This window comes from Streptomyces hoynatensis, assembly GCF_003626535.1.
Classification (GTDB): domain Bacteria; phylum Actinomycetota; class Actinomycetes; order Streptomycetales; family Streptomycetaceae; genus Streptomyces; species Streptomyces hoynatensis.
In genome coordinates this window covers 56,611-76,947 of sequence record NZ_RBAL01000012.1, presented here as the reverse complement: position 1 = coordinate 76,947, position 20,337 = coordinate 56,611, and the positions used below count along the sequence as shown (strand labels likewise).

Here is a 20,337-nt window from a genome sequence, read left to right as displayed (position 1 = left end):
GCGCCCGGGAATAATCGCGGGCATGCAACGTCTCGTACTCGCCACCCGCAACGCCCACAAGGTCACCGAACTGCGCGCCATCCTCGCCGAGTCGGGGCTCGCGGCCGAACTGGTCGGCGCCGAGGCCGTGCCCGGCGCCCCCGAGGTCAGGGAGACCGGCGTCACCTTCGCGGAGAACGCCCTGCTGAAGGCGCACGCCCTGGCCCGGTTCAGCGGGCTGCCCGCCATCGCCGACGACTCGGGCCTGTGCGTGGACGTGCTCGGCGGGGCGCCCGGGATCTTCTCCGCCCGCTGGGCCGGGCGGCACGGGGACGACGCGGCCAACCTCCACCTGCTCCTCGGGCAGCTCGCCGACGTGCCGGCGGAGCACCGCGGCGCCCACTTCGCCTGCGCCGCGGCGCTCGCCCTCCCGGACGGCACCGAGCGGGTCGCCGAGGGGCGGCTTGAGGGGACGCTCAGGTACGCGCCGGCCGGGGCGGGCGGCTTCGGCTACGACCCGATCCTCCAGCCCGAGGGGGAGACGCGGACCTGCGCGGAGCTGAGCCCGGCGGAGAAGAACGCGATCAGCCACCGCGGCCGGGCGTTCCGCGCCCTCGCCGCCGACCTGCGCGAGCTGTTCGGCGCGAGCTGAACGCGCCGGTGCCGCGCGCCGGTTCCCCGCGCCCGTGCCGCGCGCCGGCCGCGGGGTTCACCTGGCGGAGCCGGTGAGGTAGGCGGAGACCACCACGTTCGCCGCGTAGCCGCCCTCCCCGGCGTCGTACCTCCCGCCGCAGGTGATCAGCCGCAGCTCGGCGGCCCCCGCGCGGCGCGGGCCGTAGACCCGCTCGGCGTCGAAGTGGTCCCGTGGCACCTCCTCGACCCCCGCCACCGTGAAGACGGCCACGCTGCCGTCCCGCCGGCCCACCCGCACCTCGCTGCCCGGCTCCACCTCGCGGAGCCGGTGGAACACGGCGGGCTCCCGCTCGGTGTCCACGTGCCCCACCAGGATCGCCGCGCCCTCCTGGCCCGGGGTGGGCCCGTCGGCGTACCAGCCGACGCGCTCCGGGGTGGCGAAGGAGGGCGGGGACACCCCGCCCTCCGCGTCCAGGCCCCGCTCGACCACCTCGGCCCGCAGGCCGAGGGAGGGGATGGCCACCTCGCGCGGCGGCGGCCTCCCCGGCAGCGGGGCGAGCGGCTCCCGGGCCGCGGCGCCGCCCTCGGCGGCGGGCCGCGAGCCGCCGAGCGTCTCATCCGCCCACTCGCCGCCGGTCAGCTCCCGCGCCCAGGACCACAGGCCGAGCACGAGCAACACCCAGGTCAGCGCGGCGAGAAGGCGGCCGGGACCCGCGTCGCGCGGCGCGCGCACGGCTCAGCCTTCCGGGCCGCGGCGGCGGCGCGCGGCGAGCAGCGCGCCGCCCAGCGCGGCCCCGGTGAGCAGCGCCAGGCCGGCCGGCGCCGCGCCGCCGGGGCCACCCGCCGCGCCCTCCCGCCCGGCGGCGTCGCCCGCCGTGCCCCCGCCGCCCGCGTGCACCGGGCCGGTCGGCCGCGGCGCGGGCTCCTCGGGGCGCAGCCCCGCGCCCGGCTCCCTGGGTTCCCGGGTCTCCCCGGCCTCTCCTGCGCCCGGCGGATACGGCCGGCCGGGCCGCGTGTCCTCGCCCGGCTCCCGGCCGGTCCCCCCGGTCCTGCCCGCGCCGCCCTCCCGCTCGCCCAGGCCGCCCTCCTCCCCGCCGCCCGGCCGCCGTTGCCCCTCCCAGGCCCCTTCCGTCTCCGTGCCCCCGCCGAACTCGGCGGTGCCCTCGGCCGGTTCTTCCCCCTCCCGCCCCGCGGTGCCGCCGCCCTCCGCCTCGCCGGTATCGCCGAACGCGCCCGGCGCGCGCGCCCCCTCGGGCACGCCGGTGACCACGAGGCGGCCCGAGACCTTGGCCTCCTCCCCGTCGCAGGACACCGCGATCGGGTAGGCGCCGGGCTCCGCGGTGGAGGCCACCCTGGCCTCGCCGAACAGCCCGCCCGCCGCGGCCGGGGCCAGCCGCGCCCCCGTCACGAAGCCGGCGGAACGCGCCGTCGCCGCCTCGTCCTCGCAGCCGCGCACCAGCAACTCGACGTCCTGGCCCGGGCGCGGGCTGACCGGGGTGACGCGCACGGCCGCCCGCCCGGGCCCCGAGTCGGCGGCGGCGCCCGGTGCGCCGGCGGCCCCGGCGGCCAGGGCCGCCGCCGTGCCCAGGACGAGCCCCAGGGCGCGGGGGCCGCGAGCGAGGGACGCTGCTCGCGCCTGGCGGCGGCCGGGGGCGCCGCCCTGGCGGGTGCTCGGGGGAATGCTGGCGCGGGTGCCCATGGTGCGAACCTCCGGGTCGATACCACGAAGGTCCCCCGGCCCGCCGCGCGCCGCATCCGCTGCGCCGCGGAGTTGGGCCGTGCGGGGGCCGGGCCAGGGCCGTCCGGGCGCCCGGCGCGGGCCCGTTGCGGGGACGGTGCGCCCCGTGCGCGGGACCGGCAGCCGGCACCCTCGCGCGGCCGGTGGGCGCCGGGCCGGCTCAGATCCGCTCGACGAGGTCCGCGATCGAGTCCACCACCACCGAGGGCCGGAACGGGTAGCGGTCGATCTCGTCCCGCCGGGTCAGCCCGGTCAGCACCAGGAAGGTCTCCATCCCCGCCTCCAGGCCCGCCAGCACGTCGGTGTCCATCCGGTCCCCGATCATCGCGCTGCTCTCGGAGTGGGCGCCGATCAGGTTCAGGCCCGTGCGCATCATCAGCGGGTTCGGCTTGCCCACGAAGTACGGGTCGCGGCCGGTCGCCTTGGTGATCAGGGCCGCCACCGAGCCGGTGGCGGGCAGCGCCCCCTCGGCCGAGGGCCCGGTGTGGTCCGGGTTGGTGGCGATGAACCGCGCCCCGTCGTTGATCAGCCGGATCGCCTTGGTCAGGGACTCGAAGCTGTACGTCCGCGTCTCCCCGAGCACCACGTAGTCGGGCGAGACGTCGCTGAGCACGTACCCCACGTCGTGCAGCGCCGTGGTCAGCCCGGCCTCGCCGATCACGTAGGCGCTGCCGCCGGGCCGCTGGATGTCGAGGAACTGCGCCGTCGCGAGCGCCGAGGTCCAGATGCTCTCCACCGGCACGTCGAGCCCCATCCGCAGCAGCCGCGCCTGGAGGTCGCGCCGGGTGTAGATGGAGTTGTTGGTCAGCACGAGGAACGGCTTGCCCGACTCGCGCAGCCGCTTCAGGAAGCGGTCCGCGCCGGGCACCGGCACGCCCTCGTGGATGAGGACGCCGTCCATGTCCGTCAGCCAGGACTCGATCGGCTTGCGCGTCGACACGTCCGCGGCCTCCTTCAGAGGTTTCCCAGGTCTTCGGGGGTCTTCGGGGGTCTTCGGGGTCTTCGGGGGTCTTCCGGGGTCTTCCGGTCTTCGGGGGCACAGCGGTCTGCGGGCCCTCAGAGACCGAGGTCCTTGATCAGCTTCGCGACGTGGCCGGTGGCCCTCACGTTGTACAGCGCCCGCTCGACGTGGCCGGTCTCGTCCACGACGAAGGTGGAGCGGATCACGCCGGTGACGGTCCTGCCGTACGAGTTCTTCTCGCCGAAGGCGCCGTAGGACTTCATGACCTCGCGGCTCTCGTCGCTCACGAGGGTGACCCGCAGCGACTCCCGCTCGCGGAACCTCGCCAGCTTCTCCGGCTTGTCGGGCGAGACGCCGACGACCTCGTAGCCGGCGTCCGCGAGCAGCTGGAGGTTGTCGGTGAAGTCGCAGGCCTGCTTGGTGCAGCCGGGGGTCAGCGCGGCCGGGTAGAAGTACACGATGACCTTGCGCCCCGCGTACTCGGCCAGCGACACCGGCTTGCCGTCGGCGTCGGGCAGGGTGAAGGCGGGTGCCGGGTCGCCCGGCTCAAGACGCGCGCTCATCTGCGGGCTCCTTCGGATTGTGCTCGGCTGCTCGCCCGCCGCCCGGATGGCGGCGGCCGCGCCCCCGGCGCACCGGGGACGGGATCGCGCCGCCCAGCCTAATCGGGGACTCGGACGGGCACTGTGCCGAGGGAGCTGACACACTGTGCGCTGACCCAGTACCGGCGGAGCACGGAGGCAGAGGCGTGCCGGAATCAGCCAGCAGCCCGGCGGAGATCGAGGCGCGGATCGCCGAGCGGCGTCGTCACCTCGCCGCGACCCTCGACGAGATCGCCGTCCGCGTCCACCCCAGCACCATCGCGGGGGACATCAGGGCCCGCGCCGCGGCGACCGTGGACCGCACCGCGGGCCGCGCGCTCGCCACGGTGAACCGCACGGTCAGCGGCGTGCGGGGCCAGTTCGTCGACGAGGCGGGCGCCCCGCGGCTCGACCGGGTGGTGCCGGCGGCCCTGATCGCCGTCGCCGCCCTCGGCCTGCTGGTGCTCTCCTCCCGGCGCCGACGCCGGTAGTCCGCCGCCCCGTGGCCTGATATACGGTCGTCCCGTGAGTTCCTCCGCACCCTCCCACGACAAGCTGCCCATCCGGATGCTGCACGACCGGGTGCTGGTCAGGGCCGACACCGCCGAGGGCGAGCGCCGCTCCTCCGGCGGCATCGTCATTCCGGCGACCGCCCAGGTCGGCCGCCGTCTCGACTGGGCCGAGGTGGTCGCCGTCGGGCAGAACGTCCGCACCGTCGAGCCGGGCGACCGGGTGCTGTACGACCCGGAGGACCGGGCCGAGGTCGAGGTGCGCGGGGTCTCGTACATCCTGATGCGCGAGCGGGACCTGCACGCCGTCGCGGCGGAACGGCTCCAGGACACCGACGGGTCCACGGGCCTCTACCTCTGACGCCCCCGGCGGCTACCCGGGCGCGGCGGACGGCTCGGGCCGCGTGGCCGGCGGCGGCGTGACCTCCCCGGCCGGCGGCGGGGCCGCGGCGGCCTCGGCCCCCGGGGCGCCCGGCACCTCGGGACTCGCGCCCGGCTCGGGCGGCGGCGCCCCGGTGGGCGTGCCGGGCGGCTCGCCGCCCGGCGTGGCAGGGGCGCCCGTGGGCGAGTCGGCGCCCGGCCCGGGACCCGTCGGCGTCCCCGCCCCCGGCTCGGCCGGGCGGCCGGTCTCGCGCGGCGTCGCGGGCTCCTCCGAGGGCGAGGCGCGCCCGGTGGGGGAGGAGGCGGGGGAGGGTTCCCCGCTCGGCTCGCGGCCGTCGAGCCGGAAGGGGGTCTCCGGCTGGCCGTGCAGCGCGTCCGCCGTGTACGCGGCCCAGATCCGCGCCGGGAAATCGCCGCCGCCCACCCGGGACAGGCCGCCCACCCCGTACAGCTCCCGCTGCGCCCCCGTCTCCGGGTCCTGCCCGAACACCGCGACGACGGTGGCGAGTTCCGGCGTGTACCCGGCGAACCAGGCCGCCAGGTCCCCCTCCGCGGTGCCCGTCTTCCCGGCCGCGGGGCGGCCCGCGGCGCGCGCGGCCGTCCCGGTGCCGCCCTCCACGACCCGGCGCAGCACCCGGGTGGTGCCGTCCGCGGCCTCCCGCGGGACGGCGCGGGCGCCCGCCGCCTCGGGCAGCGGGATCTCGTGGCCCTCCCTGGTGACCTTCTCGACCAGCACCGCCGGCCGGTGCCAGCCGTGCGCGGCCAGCGTGGCGTACGCCTCGGCCACGTCCAGCGGGCTCGGCGTCGCGGTGCCCAGGGTGACCGAGCCCTGGGCCGAGTCGAGTCCCGGGGTGTCGGCCGGGATGCCGAGGGCCACCGCGGTGTCCTTGACGCGGTCGAGGCCGACGTCCGAGCCCATCTGCGCGAAGACGGAGTTGACCGACCAGTCCATGGCCGCGCTCACCGACAGGTCGCCGAAGTCCTCCTGGTCCTCGTTCTCCGGCGCGAAGCCGGTGCCCTCGCCGTCGCGCCCGATCACCTCCCGGCCGCTGCGGCCGTCGTAGCGGGTGTCGGGCCCGATCCGCTCGCCGCCCGCGGTGCGCGCCTCGTAGCGCAGCGCGGCGGCGTAGACCAGGGGCTTGAAGGTCGAGGCCGCCTGGTAGTCGCGGCGGGTGGCGCCGTTCACGTACTGCCGGGTGTAGTCCTCGCCGCCGTATATCGCCACCACGTGCCCCGTCCTGGTGTCCACCGAGGCGGCTCCGGCCCTGGCGTAGGAGTCCGGCGGCCCCGAGTCGCCGAGCCGGTCGAGGAGTTGCTCCCGCACGGCCCGGGTCAGCGCCCGCTGCCGCTCCGGCTGGAAGGTGGTGGTGATCCGGTAGCCGCCCGCGGCCAGTTGCCGTTCGTCGGCGATGCCGTTCTCCTTCAGGTACTCGGTGACGGCCTGCACCAGGTAGCCGCGCTGCCCGGACAGGCCGGTGACGGGGGTGATCTCCACCGGTTCCGGGAACCGCAGCCGCTCCCGCCGCGAGCGGCTCAGCCAGCCCTCGGAGACCATGCCGTCGAGCACGTATTCCCAGCGGGCCTCGGCCTGTTCGCGGCCCGCCGGGTTGGCGCGCACGTCGTAGGCGCTCGGCGCGTTGAGCAGGGCGGCCAGGTAGGCGCCCTCGGCCACGTCGAGCTCCCGGGCGTCCTTGCCGTAGTAGGCGCGGGCGGCGGCCTGGATGCCGTAGGCGTTGCGGCCGAAGTAGCTGGTGTTGAGGTAGCCCTCCAGGATCTCGTCCTTGCTCACCTCGCGGCCCAGCTTGATCGCGATGAAGAACTCCTTGACCTTCCTGCTGACCGTCTGCCGCTGGTCGAGGTAGTAGTTCTTCACGTACTGCTGGGTGATGGTGGAGCCGGACTGCCGGCCGCCGCCGCGGACCATGTTCCAGGCCGCCCTGGCCATCGCCGTGACGTCGACCGCGGGGTCGTGGTAGAAGCCGCGGTCCTCGGCGGCCAGCACCGCGTGCCGCACCGGGCGCGGGACCTCGGACAGGGCGACGTTCTCGCGGTTGACCTCGCCGACCGCCGCGAGCCGCGAGCCGTCCGCGTACAGGTAGACGTTGCTCTGCGCGGCCGCGGCGAACTTGGGGGCGGGGATCTCCACCAGCAGATAGCCGGCGAGCAGGGCGCCGAACAGCACGGTCGTGCCCAGCAGCGCGCCGCTGAGCACCATCCGCCAGGTCGGCAGGAGGCGGCGCAGCCCGGTGCGCTTGGGCCGGGCCCGGCGGCGCCGCGGAAGCCAGGACGGCAGGCGGCGCCACCGGGCGCCGCGCGCGCTGTCCCCGCCCGCGGGGCGTTCGTCACTCATGGGGCTCTCGGCAGGGCTCCGACACGGTGCCTTCCCTCATCCCGGCATCCCGGCTGTCCGTGCCCACCACTGTGGCATCACGCGTCACGCCCGTCGGCCCCGCGATCCCCCGAACGGCCGCCCGGCTCACCCGTTCGAGTAGCGCGAACGCCCGGGCGAACCCGCCGCGCCGACGATCCCTGCCGCCCGCCTCAGAGGGAGCGGCCCACGCCCTCGGGGCCGAGCACCGACAGGTCCAGGGCCCCGGCCATCGCCTCGTAGCCGGCGTCGCTGGGATGCAGGCCGTCCCCGGAATCGTAGGCGGGCCGCAGCCGCAGCGGCTGCGCCGGGTCGCGCAGGGCCGCGTCGAAGTCGGCCACGGCGTCGAACACGCCGCCCGCCCTGATCTCCCGGTTCACCCGCTGCCGAATCCGCTCCAGCTCGCGGCTGTGGCTCGGGTGCCCGGCGAAGGGGGTCAGCGTCGCGCCCACCACCCGCAGCCCGGAGGCGTGCGCCCGCTCGGTCAGCAGCCGCAGCCCGGTCACGATCGTCCCCGGATCGCCCTGCCGCGGCGGCACGATGATGTCGTTGATGCCCAGCTGCACCACCAGCACGCGGGCCCCCGGCTGCCGCAGCACGTCCGAGGGCAGCCGGCGCAGGCCGCTGTCGCCGCTGTAGGTGCGGTCCGGGTTGCCGTCGCGCAGCAGCCGGTTGCCGCTGATGCCCTGGTTGAGCACGGCCAGCCGCGGCGCGTCGGGCTCCTCGCGCAGCCGGGCCGCCAGGTAGTCGGTCCAGCGGTGGTCGGCGCCCGGGGTGGAGGTGATGCCGTCGGTCAGCGAGTCGCCCAGCACCACCACCGCGCCCTCGACGCCCCGGCTGAGCACCTGCACGGCGGTCACATAGCGCCAGTGCTCGCTCGTCTCGCCGTAGGCCGCGCCCGACTCGGCGGCGGCCTGGTCGCCGGGCGCCAGGTAGCTGGTCTGCTGGGCCATGCGGTGGTAGGTGACGGGGCCCGAGGGCTCGGGGGCGAAGAGGCTGACGAGCAGCTCCGCGCCGGCCGGCACCTCCAGGGTGGTGGCGTCGCTGAGCGCGGTGCCGCCGGCCGGGACGGTCACCGAGGTGCCCTCGCCGAAGGTGAGGCGGCGCATCGTGCCCGGCGTGGCGGCCGGGCCGCCCGCGGCGGCGAGCGCCACCGTGACGTCGGTGAAGGTCACCGGGCGCGTGCCGTACTCGTTGGAGACCTCGACCCGCACGCCCGTGCCGCCCGCGGAGACACGCAACACGTTGCGCACCGAACGGCCGGGCAGCCCCGTGCCGGTGCCTGGCTCCGAGCCGGTGGCGGCGCCGGTCCAGGTGGCGACCCACTGGCTGCCGGTCGCGGGCAGCACGGTCTGCGGAGAGACGGGTGCGGGAGTGGCGCCCGGCCGCGCCTCGCTGCCCGTGCCCAGGGCCACCGCCACGCCGAGCAGCACCGCGCACAGGCCCGCGAGCAGGCTCGCCGCCAGCCGTCTGCGCACCTCTCCCACGCGCACATGATCCCATGACACGACCGGCCCGGCTCACCCGCCCGGGCTACCAGGGGGGCGGGCGGGGGCACGGGGCAGGCGCACCCCACGGGCCGCCGCTTCGCGAGGGGTACGGCGACAATCGACGGTATGGACGACAAGAAAACGGGGGGGCCGGGGGGGCCGGCCGGGGCGGCCCCGGCCGCGGGCGACGCCGCGCGGCTGCGCGGGCTGCGCCGGATGAAGTTCGTGGCCACCGGCCTGCTGATCCTCGTCACCCTCGGCTACGCGCTGAGCACCTGGGCCGAGCACAGCGGCGCGGGGGGCTGGGCCGGGTACCTGGCGGCGGCGTTCGAGGCGGGGATGGTGGGCGCGCTCGCCGACTGGTTCGCCGTCACCGCGCTCTTTCGGCACCCGCTGGGCCTGCCCGTGCCGCACACCGCGATCATCCCCACGAAGAAGGACCAACTCGGGCAGTCCCTCGGCGACTTCGTAGGGGAGAACTTCCTCGCCGAGGACGTGGTCAGGGCCCGGCTGCGCTCCGTCGCCCTCGCCCACCGGCTCGGCCAGTGGCTGTCGCGGCCGGCCAACGTCGACCGGGTGACCGCCGAGTTGGCCACCGCCCTGCGCGGCGGGCTGACCGTGCTGCGCGACGCCGACGTGCAGGCGGTGATCGGCGAGGCCGTCACCCGCAGGGCGGGGCAGGCCGAGATCTCCCCCGGGCTCGGCCGCCTGCTGGAGCGCACCGTCGCCGCGGGCGGGCACCACCGGGTCGTCGACCTGCTGTGCGCCCAGGCCCACGAGTGGCTGGAGAAGCACCGCGACTCGGTGCTCTCCGCGGTGGAGGGCGGCGCGCCCGGCTGGACCCCGCGCTTCGTCGACCGCCGCGTCGGCGAGCGCGTCTACCGCGAACTGCTGCGTTTCGCCGCCGAGATGCGCGACTCGCCCGACCACCCGGCGCGCGCCGCGCTCGACCGCTTCCTCACGGACTTCGCCGGGCAGTTGCAGCACGACCCGGAGACCAGGGCGAAGGTGGAGCGCCTCAAGGGGGAGTTCCTGCACCGCCCCGAGGTGCAGGAACTCATCGCCGCCGCCTGGGCGAACGTGCGCGTGATGATCCTCACCGCGGCGGCCGACGAGCGCAGCGCCCTGCGCCGCCGCGCCCACGGCGCGATCCTCGGCGTCGGCGCCCGGCTGTCCGCGGACGCCGGGCTGCGGGAGAAGCTCGACGGCTGGGTCATCGACGCCGCCCTCCACGTCGTCTCCGGCTACCGGAACGAGATCACCGCCCTCATCACCGACACCGTGGCCTCCTGGGACGCCCGCACGACCTCCCGGCGGATCGAACTGCACATCGGCCGCGACCTCCAGTTCATCCGGATCAACGGCACCGTCATCGGCTCTCTCGCCGGTCTCCTCATCCACACGGCGACCCAGGCGGCAGGCGGCTGACCGGGTACGATGGGGCGGCGAGCGGCCGTGATGGAATGGGCAGTCATGCTGGGTTTAGGTCCCAGTGCGCTTACGCGCGTGAGGGTTCGAATCCCTCCGGCCGCACCTGATGGCCCGTCGGCCCCACGGCCCGGGCGACCGCGCCCGGTGCGCGTCGCCCCACCTCCTCGCCCCGCCGCGCCACAACCCCCGCCCCGCGCCCGGCCGCTGCCTTCCCGCCCGCTCCCTGCGCCTTTCTGAAGTCCCGCTGAAGCGGCGGTTGCGCGGGGCCCGCGGGCGGGGTGTCCCCAGCCACATCCCGTCCCGCGGCGCGCGGCGCAGCGATAGCGTGTCCTGGCACGTATCCGTACGTGCTTGTACGTGACCTGCTGCTCCGTTCCTCCAGGAGGATCGACCATGGCAACCACACGCATCGCGACGACGCACTGGGAAGGCCCCCTCATGGGCGGTTCCGGCAACGTCTCCCTGGACACGTCCGGAGTCGCCAAGTTCGACGTCACCTGGGCCTCCAGGTCCGAGGAGGCGAACGGGCGCACCAGCCCGGAGGAGCTCATCGCCGCGGCGCACTCGTCCTGCTTCTCCATGGCGCTCTCCCACGGCCTCGCCGGGGCCGGCACGCCGCCGGAGTCGGTGCAGACGCAGGCGAGCGTGACCTTCCAGCCGGGCGAGGGCATCACCGGGATCGCCCTGAGCGTGAAGGCGAAGGTGCCCGGCCTGACCGCCGAGGACTTCCAGCAGGCCGCGGAGAACGCCAAGGCCAACTGCCCGGTGAGCAAGGCCCTGGCCGGCGCGCCGATCACGCTGGAGGCCGAGCTCCTCGACTGAGGCGCCCCCGCCCGGCCCCTGGCCGGTAACGCGACACCCGACGGGCCCCGCCGCCATCGTCCCGGGCGGCGGGGCCCGTTGCGCCCGCCGGGTCGCTCACCTGGCGCGGCGGTAGTGGGTGCCGTCGGCGTGCCGGGTCAGCCAGCCCTCGTCCACGAGGTAGCGGCGCAGCGCCGCGCAGTCCTCGTGGACCGTCAGCAGCGCCTCGTTCACCTCGCGTTCCGGGTAGTCGCGGCCGGGCCGGAACAGCGTCTCGGTGAGGTGCGCGAGCAACTGGGTGCGCCTGGCCGCCCGCCGCGGGATGGCGACCAGCCGCCCCCGCACGAACAACGCCTCGACGCCGTGCGCGCCCTCACCCGCCATGTTCCCGGCTCCCTCCGCTCGCCTCCGCCCCAGGCTGCCACCGGCCTCCCCCTCCCGCACCCGGATTTCCGGCCCCGCCGCCCGGCCGCGGGCGCGGCGGTGGTCACCTGGAGTCGAGCCGTCCCAGGGGGTGGGAGCCGCCGGCGAGGGCGGCCCGCGCCCGCTCCCAGTCGGCCTGGCCGACGCCGGTGACGTGGCGCAGGTAGGCGAGGGTGACCTGCTGGATCAGGGCGACGCGGGCGGGATTCTCGTCGGTGGTCTCCGCCGCCTCGTAGCCGGAGATGCCGCCGAGGGAATGCCGGCCGCCGTAGACCGTCAGCAGGCTCCTGGCGCCGCCTGCCAGGGTGTACGGGTCGGTCGTCCAGGCGGGTCCCCGGGTGGAGAGCGGGAGGTCGTCCGCGTCGCCTGCGACGACGAGTCCCGGCGCGGTGACGGGGGGAGAAGTCGTCGTCAGCGCCCTGACGATCATCGAGGCCATGCATCCGCGCGTCCCCAAGCCCAGGCTGAACTGGCTGCTCTCCGGCCTGCGTGTCGTTTCCGTCGGGGAGGAGGAGGCCAAGGCGGCCTCGGCGCTCCTGGGCGACGCCGGCTTGCCCGGGCACACGTAGGCAATCGACGCCGTGGTGGCCGAGTTGGCGATGCGTCGGCAGCGGCCGGTGGCCCTGCTGACCTCGGATCTCGACGACATGGGGAAGCTCTGCGGCCGGGGCGTCCGGCTCGTGGCCGTGTAGTGCCCGCCCCCGGTGCCGGGTCAGGCCGCCGCCACGGCAGGGCCGGGGCTCAGACGGCGAGCGGGGAGGCCGCGCTCAGGGCGGCGAGGCGGGCGGCGGTGGGCGAGCCGGGCTCGGCCGTGTAGAGCACGAGCAGCTGGTCCCGGTCGCCTGGCAGGGACAGCGTCTCGTAGCCCACGTCCAGCTCCCCGGCCCGCGGATGCCGCATCCGCTTGCGCCCGTGCGCCTTCTCCCGCACCTGCTGCCGCGCCCACAGCGGCCCGAACTCCGGGCTCCCCGCGGTGAGTTCGTCCAGCAGGCGGCGCAGCCGCGGGTCGCCGGGGTGCCGCCCCGCGTCCAGCCGCAGGTGGGCGGCCGTCTCGGCGGCCACCTCGGGCCAGTCGGGGTAGAGCGCGCGGGCCGCCGGGTCGAGGAAGGCGTGCCTGGCCATGTTGCGCTCGCGCGGCGGCAGCCCGGAGAAGCCGAGCAGCGCGTCGGCCGGCGCGTTCCAGGCCAGCACGTCCATCCGGCGCCCGAGGACGAAGGCGGGCATGCCGGTGGTGAGGTCGAGCAGCAGCCGCACCCCCTCGCGCACCCGCTGCGGGGCGCTGCCCGAGGCGGGCGTCCCGCCCTCACGCGGCGGCCTGACCAGCGCCCGCAGGTGCGCCCGCTCCGTCGCGTCCAGGCGCAGCACCCGGGCCACCGCGTCCAGCACCGCGTCCGAGGCGGTCTGGCCGCGGCCCTGCTCCAGGCGCACGTAGTAGTCGACGCTGACCCCGGCCAGGTGCGCGACCTCCTCGCGCCGCAGCCCGGGCACCCGGCGCCTGCCGAACGCGGGAAGCCCCACGTCCTCGGGCCGCACCCGGGCCCGCCTGGCGCGCAGGAACTCCCCGACCTCTCCGCCGCTCATGCCCTCGACCCTAACCGGGTGCGTCCCAGGGTGGTAAACGCAGACCCAGGAAAAGCCGTGCGCTGGGTCCCGTCCTCCGCCGCGCCCAGACTCGTGTCCGCCACCACAGGCACCGACACCGGATCTCACGAGGAGCACGGGCGATGACCCAGCACCAGCACCCCACCCCGGCCGCCACCCCGGCCCCCACCACCCCCTCGGCCCCCCACGCCGGCGCCCCCTCCGGCGCTCCTTCCGGCACGCCCGCGGAGGCCGCCTCCCGCGCCGCCTACCCGGGCCTCGCCGGGCGCGTCGCCGTCGTCACCGGCGCGGCCAGCGGCATGGGCGAGGCCACCGCCCGCCTGCTGGCCGCGAACGGCGCCCGGGTCGCCCTGCTCGCCCGCCGGGCCGGGCGGCTGACCGCCCTGGCCGAGCGGATCGCCGCCGAGGGCGGACGGGCCCTGCCGGTGCCGGTGGACGTCACCGAGGGGGCCGCGGTCGAGGCGGCGGCCGGCCGGGTGCGCGCCGAACTCGGCCGCCCCGACCTGGTGGTCAACGCCGCCGGGGTGATGCTGCCCAACCCGCTCGCCGAGGCCAGGATCGACGAGTGGACGCGCATGATCGACACCAACCTCACGGGCGTGCTGCGGATCGTCCGCGCCTTCACGCCGGACCTGCTCGCCGCGGCCGGGGCCGGCGGCGCCGCCGACCTGGTCACCGTCTCCTCGATCGGCGCCCACGTGGTCTTCCCCACCTACGCGGTGTACGGGGCGACCAAGGCGGCGCTGACCCAGCTCGCGGCCGGCCTGCGGGCGGAACTCGGGCCGCGGGACGTGCGGGTGACCAACATCGAACCGGGCCTGACCGACACCGAGTTGGGCGAGCACATCGACAACGCCGAGCTCTCCGGGGCCCTCGCGGGGATGTTCGACGAACTCGGCGGGCTGACCGCCGGGGACGTGGCCGACCTGATCGGCTACGCGGTCAGCCGCCCGCGCCGGGTCAACCTGCGGCAGATCGTCGCCCTGCCCACCCGCCAGGTCTGAGTGCCCCGGGCGCGGAAGGCCGCGGCCACGGCGCCCCGGCGGGGGCGCCCGCGGCGGCGGGAGGCGCGGGGCGGCGGGAGGCGCGCGCGGCCGGAGCGCGCGCCGCGAGGCGGGAGCGCACGCGCCGGGAGGCGGGAGCGCCGCCGGGGCGCGGGCGCCCGGCGGCGGGGGATCAGAGCGTCAGCGAGAGCAGGGTGGGGGCCGCCTGCTGGTTCAGCGCCTCGGCCGCGCGGCGCAGCCGGTGGGCCTGGCCGACCGGCAGCGAGAGCGCCAGGCAGCCGACGGTGGCGCCCGCGGTCAGCGGCACCGCCGCGCACAGGGTGCCCACCGCGTACTCCTGCAGGTCGAGCACCGGCATGGTGGCGGGCTGCCGGTCGAGGGTGCTCAGCAGCGTCCGCTTGTCGGTGATGGTCCTTGAGGTGAGCCGGGCGGCCTTGTGCCGGGCCAGGTGGTCCTGGCGGCCGTCGTGGTCGAGCTGGCTGAGCAGGCACTTGCCGATCGCGGTGGCGTGCGCGGCGGACCTGAAGTCCACCCACTCGTTGACCACGGGGCGCTGCGGGGACTCCGAGACGTGCGGCACGTCCAGCTCGCCGTCGGCGTAGCGGCCCAGGTAGACCGCGGCGCCGACGGAGTCGCGCAGCGCGTTGAGGGCCTGCTGCAGCTTCTCCTCCCGCACCCGCGCGTGCTCCGTCCCCGAGCTGAGGCCGATCAGCGCCGCGCCCGGCGCGTAGGCCCCGTCGGGCAGCTGGGAGACGTAGCCCTCGCGGCGCAGCATCCGCAGCAGGTGCCCCTGCCAGCCGGGCGGGACCATGGCGCGCCTGACCAGCTCCTCCTCGGGCAGCCCCTCGGGGGCCGCGGCGATGGTCTCCAGCAACCGCAGCGCATACCGCACGGAGTGGAACGGGGCGGTCCGCCCGGATGTGATCGGCACTGGCTCCTCCTGCCTGCGTCCTCCCGGCCCGCGCTTGGGTCAAGCCTAGCGACGATGGGCCCCGGCGGTCCCGCGGTTGGCCCCGTTCGTCGCAACGCGCCAGGCGCTCTCGGCGCGCGCCCCTTCCACGTCACCTCGCGCCCCGTCCCCGCCGGGTCACCTCACGCCCCGTCCCTCCGGTTCAGGCCGCGGCCGCGCTCCCCGTGCGCCGGCCCCTCACAGGACCGTGCTCAGGAAGTCGCGGGTGCGCTGGTGCTCGGGCTCGCTGAAGATCTTGTCCGGCGGCCCGGACTCGACGATCTTCCCCTTGTCGAACATCAGCACCGCGTCCGAGATGTCGCGGGCGAAGCTCATCTCGTGGGTGACGACGAGCATCGTGATGTCCGTGCTGTGCGCGATGTCCCGCAGCACGTCGAGGACGCCCTGCACCAGCTCGGGGTCGAGGGCGGAGGTGACCTCGTCCAGCAGCAGCACCTGCGGCCGCATGGCCAGCGCCCTGGCTATGGCGACGCGCTGCTGCTGGCCGCCGGACAGCTGGGTGGGGTACTTGTCGAGGTGCTCGGTGAGCCCGACCAGCTCGATCAGCTCCCTGGCCCGCTGCTCCGCCTCGTCCTTGGGCAGGCCGAGCACGTGGACCGGCGCCTCCATGACGTTGCGCAGCACCCGCATGTTGGGGAAGAGGTTGAACTGCTGGAAGACCATGCCGATCTTCTTGCGGACCTCGCGGACGTGCTTCTCGCCCGCCTTGATCAGCCTGCCGCCGCGCTCCTCGTGGGTGAGGTAGTCGCCGTCGACGCGGATGGTGCCCTCGTCGGGGCGCACCAGCGTCATCAGCAGCCGGAGGATGGTGGTCTTTCCCGAGCCCGAGGGGCCGATGAGGGTGACGTGCTTCCCGGTGGACACCGAGAAGTCGAGCTCGTCGAGCACGGTCACGTCGCCGTACCGCTTCGTGACCTTCTCGAAGCGGACCAGCTCGGACCCGTTGGCGCGGGAGGTGGACTTGGCGAATTCAGCGGGTGAGGGCAAGGCGGCGCTCCAGGTATCTGATCAGCAGAGAGGCGGGGTAGGCGATGACGAGGAAGGCGATGCCGACCACCGTGTACGCCTCGGCGGTGAAGGTCTCGTTGCTGTAGCCCTCGGCCTGGCCGAACATGTCGAGCGCGCCGATGACCGCGATCATCGGGGAGTCCTTCAGCATCGAGATCACGTAGTTCCCCAGGGCGGGGACCACGCGGCGGATGGCCTGCGGCAGGATCACGGCGATCCAGGTGCGCGAGCGCGGCAGGCTCAGCGCGGTCGCCGCCTCCCACTGCCCGGCCGGGACACCGCCGATCCCGGCCCGGTACACCTCGGCGGTGTAGGTGGAGTAGTGCAGCCCGAGGCCGACGATGCCGGTGGTCAGCGCCGACATCGAGGGGCCCCACTCGGGGAGCACGTAGTACAGGAAGAACAGCTGCACCAGCAGCGGGGTGTCGCGGATGAACTCCGTGACCGCGTTCACCGGCCAGCGCACCCAGCGGTGGCCGGAGCGCTGGGCCATCGCCCACACCAGGCCGAGGGCGAAGGCGATCAGGCTGCCGAACAGCAGGGCGCGCAGCGTGACGCCCACGCCGTCCCAGAACCTCGGCATGAACTCGTCGACGACGCTCCAGTCCCAGTTCATCGGGCACCTCCCGCGGTCAGCGCCCCGTGGCCCTCACCGGCCTCCTCGCGCGGCGCGAGGCTCGCCCGCAGGCGCCCCTGGCCGACGTTCGCCTTGGCGCGCCGCTCCAGCAGCCGCATGCCGCGGGTGAGCAGGAAGGCCATGACGAAGTAGAGGACGAGGAGCAGCGTGTAGATGGGCGCGCTCTCGTTGCTGCCGAGCCGGACCAGGTTGCCGGCGAACGTCATGTCCGCGACGGTCACGGTCGACACCAGGGCGCTGCCCTTGAGCAGCTCTATCAGCAGGTTGTTGAAGGGCGGCAGCATCTCGGGCCAGGCCTGGGGCAGCTCGATGCGCCGCAGCCGCTGGAACCGGGTGAAGCCGAGCGCGATCCCCGCCTCGCGCTGGGCGGCCGGCACGGCGGCCAGGGCGCCGCGCACCACCTCGGAGCCGTAGGCGCCGTAGGTGAGGCCGAGGGCGAGCACCGCGGCCCACAGGGGAACCAGCTGCCAGCGGAACATCACCGGCAGCGCGAAAACCAGCCAGAACATCAGGATCAGGGCGGAAAGCCCGCGGAAGATCTCGAAATAGCAGCCCGCGAGGAAGCGCACGATCCACAGCCGGGAGGCGCGCAGCCGGCCGATGGCGAAGGCCACGACAAGGCCGAGGGCCGCGCTGTAAAGGGTGACCTGAATCGTGATCCAGATGCCGGGCAGGAAGTAGTTGGTGAACATCCCCTCGGTCATCATCGGCACAGCTCCTCGGCGGTGAAGTCCGTCATCTCCGCCTCGGTGAAGCCGAAGGGCGCCATGATGTCGAGCAGTTCCCCGCTCTCCTTCAGTTTGTGCAGCTCCACGTTGAAAGCGTCCCGCAGGTTCTTCTCCGATCTGCGGAAGGCGAAGCCGCCCGCGCCGTAGGCGGGCTCTCCGTCGACCATCGGCTGGAACGGCTCGATCGCCTCCACCCGGGAATTCCCCTCGACCACGCCCGTCACGGTGACATTGGTGCCGGCGAACGCGTCCGCGCGGCCCTGCGACACGGCGTCGAGTCCGGCCACCTGGTCGGGCAGGATCAGGATGTTCTGCACGCCCGCGGCCTCGGCGTAGGCGATCTCGGCGTAGGCCTCGCCGGTGGCCAGGGTCAGGCCCTGCTCGGCGATGTCCTCGTAGCCGGTGAGGTGGTGCGGGTTGCCTGCGGGCACGATGAACGAGTCGAGCATGATGTATTCGGGATCGGCGAAGAGCACCTGCTCACACCGGGTCGCATTGATGTACATGCCGGCCGATACCACGTCGAACTGCTGCGCCTGGAGCCCCGGAATCAGCGCGCTGAAATCCACCGGGACGGGCGTCACATGATCGACGCCGAGTTTGCGGAAAATCACCTTGGCGAGCTCGGGTGCCTCGCCCGTCGGCTCGCCGTCGTCGTCGATGTAACCGAAGGGCGGCTCGCTGGCGATGCCGATTTTCGCGCTGCCCTTGTCGCGCAGCCGATCCAGCAGGCTGCCGCCCTCGACGGTGCCCGCCGAGGCGATTCTGCTGCACCCCGCGGCGCCCAGGACGCCGAGTGCCGCGAAGCCGCCGAGGAGCGCACGCCGATTGAGCCCGCCGGATCTTCCGCGGTGCGTCTTCGTATGTGTTCCGGTTGATCCCGGATGTCCATGAGTGAATCCCTCTGGTGGAGCCATGGCGGCGCGGCTACCCAGACTTTCCCGATGTATGCGGCTGATGTTTCCGGCCCGGGCGGTGCGACCATGCCCCACGGTGATCCGCACCACACGTGAGCAGTGAGGAGACCGGCATGTCAGCAGACCAGCCCGCCGAGACGGGGACCGGCCGCCGGGCCCAGGCGGCGGCCACGGAGAGGTTCATCACCGTGTCGCTCGACAAGCGGGAGGTGAGTTGCACCGCCAGGCTCCTGTTCGACCGGGCGCCCGTCACCTGCGAGGCGGTGTGGAACGCGCTGCCCCTGGGTGGTGACGTCTATCACGCCAAGTACGCGCGCAACGAGATCTACGCGCTCGTGGCGCCGTTCGCCCCCCAGGAGCCGCCGCTGGAAAACCCCACCATCACCCCCATTCCGGGCGACCTGTGCTATTTCACCTTCAGCGACACGCAGCTGGCCACCGCCTCCTACGGCTACGAGCAGGACGCCTCCCACCGCGGCCGGAACACCGTCGTCGACCTCGCGCTGTTCTACGAGCGCAACAACCTGCTGATCAACGGCGACGCCGGCTGGGTGCCCGGCATCGTCTGGGGCACGGTGGTGGAAGGGCTGGAGCGGATGGCCGACGCCTGCCAGGACCTGTGGCGGGCGGGGGCGCTCGGCGAGACGCTCAGCTTCCGCCGCGCCTGAGCCGGGGCGCGGGCGTCACCGGCGCCCCCACGGCGCCCGCCGCGTAGAGCGCGTGGGCCGCCGCGAGCACCGTGGCGTCCGCGTGCCGCGCCCCCACCAGCTGCAGCCCGATCGGCAGCCCGGCCGCGTCCACCCCGCAGGGCAGGGACGCGGCGGGCTGCTGCGTCATGTTGAACGGGTAGGTGAACGGCGTCCACTCCGTCCACCTGCCGAGGCCCGAGCCCTCCGGCACCTCGACGCCCCGGCCGAAGGCGGTCAGCGGCATCGTCGGCGTCACCAGCAGGTCGTAGCGCTCGTGGAAGGCGCCCATCGCCCGCCCGGCCGCCATCCGCACGTCGACGGCCGCCAGGTAGTCGAGCGCCCCGTACCGGGCGCCGGCCGCGCAGATCTCCCGCAGCCCCGGGTCGAGGGCGGCGCGCTGCGCCGCGTCGAAGTGCTGGGTGACCCGGGCCGCCCCGCTGAACCACAGGACGTGGAACGCCTCCCGCAGCGTCTCCGGCGGGCCCAGCGGCGGCTCCGCCTCCTCCACCAGGGCCCCGAGCTCCGCCATGCGCGCGACCGCGGTCCGCACCGCCGCGGCCACCGCCCCCTGCACCTTCGCCCCGCCGGGCGCGGGCGCGTACGCCACCCGCAGGCCGCGCAGCCCCGCCGCGCCCCCGGCAAGCGCGTCGCGGAAGCTCCCCGGCCGCGGCGCCAGCTGGGACCAGTCGCGGGAGTCGGGGCGGGCGATCACGTCGAGCAGCAGCGCCGCGTCCGCCGCGTCCCTGGTCATGGGGCCGACGTGAGCCAGGGTGCCGAAGGCGCTCGCCGGGTAGAGCGGCACCCGGCCGTAGGTCGGCTTGAGGGCGAAGATCCCGCAGAAGGCGGCCGGGATGCGCACCGAGCCGCCGCCGTCGGTGCCCAGGCTCAGCGGCCCGGCCCCCAGCGCCACCGCCGCCGCGCTGCCGCCGCTCGAACCGCCCGCGGTGCGGGTCGGGTCGTAGGGGTTGCCGGTGGAGCCGAACGCGGGGGAGTCGGTGACGCCCTTCCAGCCGTACTCGGGGGTCGTGGTCTTGCCGAGGAACACCGCGCCCGCCTCCCGCAGCCTGGCGACCGCGGGCGCGTCCTCCGCGTCCGGCCCCGGCGCGGGCACGGCCGCCGAGCCGCGCCTGGTGGGGTGCCCGCGCAGCAGCAGGATGTCCTTGACGGTCACCGGCACGCCGTCCACCGGGCCGGCCGGCGCCCCGCGCCGCCAGCGTTCCCCGGCCTCGCGCGCCCGGCGCAGCGCCTCCTCGCGGTCGAGGAACACGAAGGCGTTGACCGCCTGTTGGGCCTCCTCGGCCCGCTCCAGGGCGGCGGTGGCGGCCTCCACCGGGGAGAACTCCCCCGCGGCGTAGCCCGCGGTCAGCTCGGCGGCGGTCAGTGCGGTGAGCTCCGTCATGCTTCCTCCGGTGTCCCGATTCCTGTGTCCTGCCTGGGCCCCGCCGTCCTCCCACCGGGTGCCGCCCTGCCGCGGGGCCGCCGGCCGT

The 20,337-nt window shown here is 75.2% G+C and carries 21 protein-coding genes, 1 tRNA gene and 2 pseudogenes; 9 read left to right on the top strand and 15 right to left on the bottom strand.

Annotation, left to right across the window (positions count from 1 at the left end):
• The first annotated feature begins 22 nt into the window (after positions 1–22).
• Complete coding sequence (rdgB, locus tag D7294_RS20235; RefSeq protein WP_120681797.1) at positions 23–631, top strand: RdgB/HAM1 family non-canonical purine NTP pyrophosphatase; 609 nt, start codon at positions 23–25, stop codon at positions 629–631.
• A 57-nt stretch (positions 632–688) separates the two neighbouring features.
• Here the strand turns inward: rdgB and D7294_RS20230 are convergent, their stop codons facing one another.
• The 4 genes from D7294_RS20230 to bcp all read right to left on the bottom strand — a co-directional run bounded on the left by D7294_RS20230 (position 689) and on the right by bcp (position 3,874).
• A complete protein-coding gene (locus tag D7294_RS20230; RefSeq protein WP_120681795.1) occupies positions 689–1,345 on the bottom strand; it encodes a class F sortase in 657 nt (218 codons plus the stop codon).
• A 3-nt stretch (positions 1,346–1,348) separates the two neighbouring features.
• Positions 1,349–2,311 carry a hypothetical protein gene (locus D7294_RS20225; RefSeq protein WP_120681793.1) on the bottom strand — a complete coding sequence of 321 codons (963 nt, stop codon included), beginning with the start codon at positions 2,309–2,311 and terminating at the stop codon, positions 1,349–1,351.
• A 199-nt stretch (positions 2,312–2,510) separates the two neighbouring features.
• Positions 2,511–3,290: an HAD-IIA family hydrolase gene (locus D7294_RS20220; protein ID WP_120681791.1), complete on the bottom strand. Its 780-nt coding sequence runs from the start codon at positions 3,288–3,290 to the stop codon at positions 2,511–2,513.
• A 116-nt stretch (positions 3,291–3,406) separates the two neighbouring features.
• A complete protein-coding gene (gene bcp, locus D7294_RS20215; protein WP_120681789.1) occupies positions 3,407–3,874 on the bottom strand; it encodes a thioredoxin-dependent thiol peroxidase in 468 nt (155 codons plus the stop codon).
• Between the two features lie 185 nt (positions 3,875–4,059).
• Between bcp and D7294_RS20210 the strand changes: the two genes are divergently transcribed.
• On the top strand, positions 4,060–4,383 hold the full coding sequence (locus D7294_RS20210) for a DUF3618 domain-containing protein (protein ID WP_120681787.1): 324 nt from the start codon (positions 4,060–4,062) through the stop codon (positions 4,381–4,383).
• Between the two features lie 76 nt (positions 4,384–4,459).
• Positions 4,460–4,762 (top strand): GroES family chaperonin, encoded by a 303-nt coding sequence (locus D7294_RS20205; protein ID WP_120681981.1) that lies wholly within the window; start codon positions 4,460–4,462, stop codon positions 4,760–4,762.
• Positions 4,763–4,774: 12 nt separating this feature from the next.
• Here D7294_RS20205 and D7294_RS20200 read toward each other — a convergent pair whose 3' ends face one another.
• Both D7294_RS20200 and D7294_RS20195 read right to left on the bottom strand, forming a co-directional pair.
• Complete coding sequence (locus D7294_RS20200) at positions 4,775–7,132, bottom strand: transglycosylase domain-containing protein (RefSeq protein ID WP_120681785.1); 2,358 nt, start codon at positions 7,130–7,132, stop codon at positions 4,775–4,777.
• A gap of 191 nt (positions 7,133–7,323) precedes the next feature.
• A complete protein-coding gene (locus tag D7294_RS20195; RefSeq protein WP_422070719.1) occupies positions 7,324–8,637 on the bottom strand; it encodes an SGNH/GDSL hydrolase family protein in 1,314 nt (437 codons plus the stop codon).
• Positions 8,638–8,766: 129 nt separating this feature from the next.
• Between D7294_RS20195 and D7294_RS20190 the strand changes: the two genes are divergently transcribed.
• From D7294_RS20190 to D7294_RS20180, 3 genes are all read left to right on the top strand, one after another.
• On the top strand, positions 8,767–10,068 hold the full coding sequence (locus D7294_RS20190) for a DUF445 domain-containing protein (RefSeq protein ID WP_120681783.1): 1,302 nt from the start codon (positions 8,767–8,769) through the stop codon (positions 10,066–10,068).
• Positions 10,069–10,089: 21 nt separating this feature from the next.
• A tRNA-Leu gene (locus tag D7294_RS20185) sits at positions 10,090–10,173 on the top strand.
• A gap of 291 nt (positions 10,174–10,464) precedes the next feature.
• The gene (locus D7294_RS20180; RefSeq protein ID WP_120681781.1) at positions 10,465–10,893 is read left to right on the top strand and encodes an OsmC family protein; all 429 of its coding nucleotides are present in this window, start codon (positions 10,465–10,467) and stop codon (positions 10,891–10,893) included.
• Positions 10,894–10,989: 96 nt separating this feature from the next.
• Here the strand turns inward: D7294_RS20180 and D7294_RS20175 are convergent, their stop codons facing one another.
• Both D7294_RS20175 and D7294_RS20170 read right to left on the bottom strand, forming a co-directional pair.
• Positions 10,990–11,256, bottom strand: a complete 267-nt coding sequence (locus D7294_RS20175; protein ID WP_120681779.1) for a DUF2087 domain-containing protein — start codon at positions 11,254–11,256, stop codon at positions 10,990–10,992.
• A 103-nt stretch (positions 11,257–11,359) separates the two neighbouring features.
• Positions 11,360–11,689: pseudogene (locus D7294_RS20170) on the bottom strand (chlorophyllase); the annotation flags it as partial.
• On the opposite strand from D7294_RS20170, the pseudogene D7294_RS20165 reads away from it, so the two are divergent.
• A pseudogene (locus D7294_RS20165) lies at positions 11,634–11,987 on the top strand (DNA-binding protein). The pseudogenes D7294_RS20170 and D7294_RS20165 overlap by 56 nt on opposite strands.
• 49 nt (positions 11,988–12,036) lie before the next feature.
• Here D7294_RS20165 and D7294_RS20160 read toward each other — a convergent pair.
• Positions 12,037–12,876: a helix-turn-helix transcriptional regulator gene (locus tag D7294_RS20160; RefSeq protein WP_120681777.1), complete on the bottom strand. Its 840-nt coding sequence runs from the start codon at positions 12,874–12,876 to the stop codon at positions 12,037–12,039.
• Between the two features lie 143 nt (positions 12,877–13,019).
• Between D7294_RS20160 and D7294_RS20155 the strand changes: the two genes are divergently transcribed.
• Positions 13,020–13,901: an SDR family oxidoreductase gene (locus D7294_RS20155; RefSeq protein ID WP_120681775.1), complete on the top strand. Its 882-nt coding sequence runs from the start codon at positions 13,020–13,022 to the stop codon at positions 13,899–13,901.
• A gap of 172 nt (positions 13,902–14,073) precedes the next feature.
• Here the strand turns inward: D7294_RS20155 and D7294_RS20150 are convergent, their stop codons facing one another.
• The 5 genes from D7294_RS20150 to ehuB all read right to left on the bottom strand — a co-directional run bounded on the left by D7294_RS20150 (position 14,074) and on the right by ehuB (position 18,161).
• Positions 14,074–14,832, bottom strand: a complete 759-nt coding sequence (locus D7294_RS20150; protein WP_120681773.1) for an IclR family transcriptional regulator — start codon at positions 14,830–14,832, stop codon at positions 14,074–14,076.
• Positions 14,833–15,048: 216 nt separating this feature from the next.
• Entirely contained in the window at positions 15,049–15,858 is an 810-nt protein-coding gene (gene ehuA / locus D7294_RS20145; protein ID WP_120681771.1) for an ectoine/hydroxyectoine ABC transporter ATP-binding protein EhuA, read from the bottom strand.
• Entirely contained in the window at positions 15,842–16,495 is a 654-nt protein-coding gene (gene ehuD / locus D7294_RS20140) for an ectoine/hydroxyectoine ABC transporter permease subunit EhuD (RefSeq protein WP_120681769.1), read from the bottom strand. The genes ehuA and ehuD overlap by 17 nt, the downstream gene beginning before the upstream one ends.
• Positions 16,492–17,223, bottom strand: coding sequence for an ectoine/hydroxyectoine ABC transporter permease subunit EhuC (gene ehuC, locus D7294_RS20135; RefSeq protein ID WP_120681767.1), 732 nt, complete (start codon positions 17,221–17,223; stop codon positions 16,492–16,494). Before ehuC ends, ehuD begins: the two co-directional genes overlap by 4 nt.
• Positions 17,220–18,161, bottom strand: coding sequence for an ectoine/hydroxyectoine ABC transporter substrate-binding protein EhuB (gene ehuB, locus D7294_RS20130; RefSeq protein WP_120681765.1), 942 nt, complete (start codon positions 18,159–18,161; stop codon positions 17,220–17,222). The genes ehuC and ehuB overlap by 4 nt, the downstream gene beginning before the upstream one ends.
• A gap of 113 nt (positions 18,162–18,274) precedes the next feature.
• Between ehuB and D7294_RS20125 the strand changes: the two genes are divergently transcribed.
• Positions 18,275–18,829: a DUF3830 family protein gene (locus tag D7294_RS20125; RefSeq protein WP_120681763.1), complete on the top strand. Its 555-nt coding sequence runs from the start codon at positions 18,275–18,277 to the stop codon at positions 18,827–18,829.
• On the opposite strand, the gene D7294_RS20120 is transcribed toward D7294_RS20125, so the two are convergent.
• A complete protein-coding gene (locus tag D7294_RS20120; RefSeq protein WP_120681761.1) occupies positions 18,810–20,249 on the bottom strand; it encodes an amidase in 1,440 nt (479 codons plus the stop codon). The two genes, D7294_RS20125 and D7294_RS20120, sit on opposite strands and share 20 nt — an antisense overlap.
• Positions 20,250–20,337 lie beyond the last annotated feature (88 nt).

What these genes read in the sequence shown, in the direction of transcription:
- rdgB (WP_120681797.1), top strand. Translation starts at nt 23, where the DNA reads ATGCAACGTCTCGTACTCGCCACCCGCAACGCCCACAAGGTCACCGAA.
- D7294_RS20225 (WP_120681793.1), bottom strand. Translation starts at nt 2,311, where the DNA reads ATGGGCACCCGCGCCAGCATTCCCCCGAGCACCCGCCAGGGCGGCGCC.
- bcp (WP_120681789.1), bottom strand. Translation starts at nt 3,874, where the DNA reads ATGAGCGCGCGTCTTGAGCCGGGCGACCCGGCACCCGCCTTCACCCTG.
- D7294_RS20205 (WP_120681981.1), top strand. Translation starts at nt 4,460, where the DNA reads ATGCTGCACGACCGGGTGCTGGTCAGGGCCGACACCGCCGAGGGCGAG.
- D7294_RS20200 (WP_120681785.1), bottom strand. Translation starts at nt 7,132, where the DNA reads ATGAGTGACGAACGCCCCGCGGGCGGGGACAGCGCGCGCGGCGCCCGG.
- D7294_RS20190 (WP_120681783.1), top strand. Translation starts at nt 8,767, where the DNA reads ATGGACGACAAGAAAACGGGGGGGCCGGGGGGGCCGGCCGGGGCGGCC.
- D7294_RS20180 (WP_120681781.1), top strand. Translation starts at nt 10,465, where the DNA reads ATGGCAACCACACGCATCGCGACGACGCACTGGGAAGGCCCCCTCATG.
- D7294_RS20175 (WP_120681779.1), bottom strand. Translation starts at nt 11,256, where the DNA reads ATGGCGGGTGAGGGCGCGCACGGCGTCGAGGCGTTGTTCGTGCGGGGG.
- D7294_RS20160 (WP_120681777.1), bottom strand. Translation starts at nt 12,876, where the DNA reads ATGAGCGGCGGAGAGGTCGGGGAGTTCCTGCGCGCCAGGCGGGCCCGG.
- D7294_RS20155 (WP_120681775.1), top strand. Translation starts at nt 13,020, where the DNA reads ATGACCCAGCACCAGCACCCCACCCCGGCCGCCACCCCGGCCCCCACC.
- ehuD (WP_120681769.1), bottom strand. Translation starts at nt 16,495, where the DNA reads ATGAACTGGGACTGGAGCGTCGTCGACGAGTTCATGCCGAGGTTCTGG.
- ehuC (WP_120681767.1), bottom strand. Translation starts at nt 17,223, where the DNA reads ATGATGACCGAGGGGATGTTCACCAACTACTTCCTGCCCGGCATCTGG.
- ehuB (WP_120681765.1), bottom strand. Translation starts at nt 18,161, where the DNA reads ATGGCTCCACCAGAGGGATTCACTCATGGACATCCGGGATCAACCGGA.
- D7294_RS20125 (WP_120681763.1), top strand. Translation starts at nt 18,275, where the DNA reads ATGTCAGCAGACCAGCCCGCCGAGACGGGGACCGGCCGCCGGGCCCAG.
- D7294_RS20120 (WP_120681761.1), bottom strand. Translation starts at nt 20,249, where the DNA reads ATGACGGAGCTCACCGCACTGACCGCCGCCGAGCTGACCGCGGGCTAC.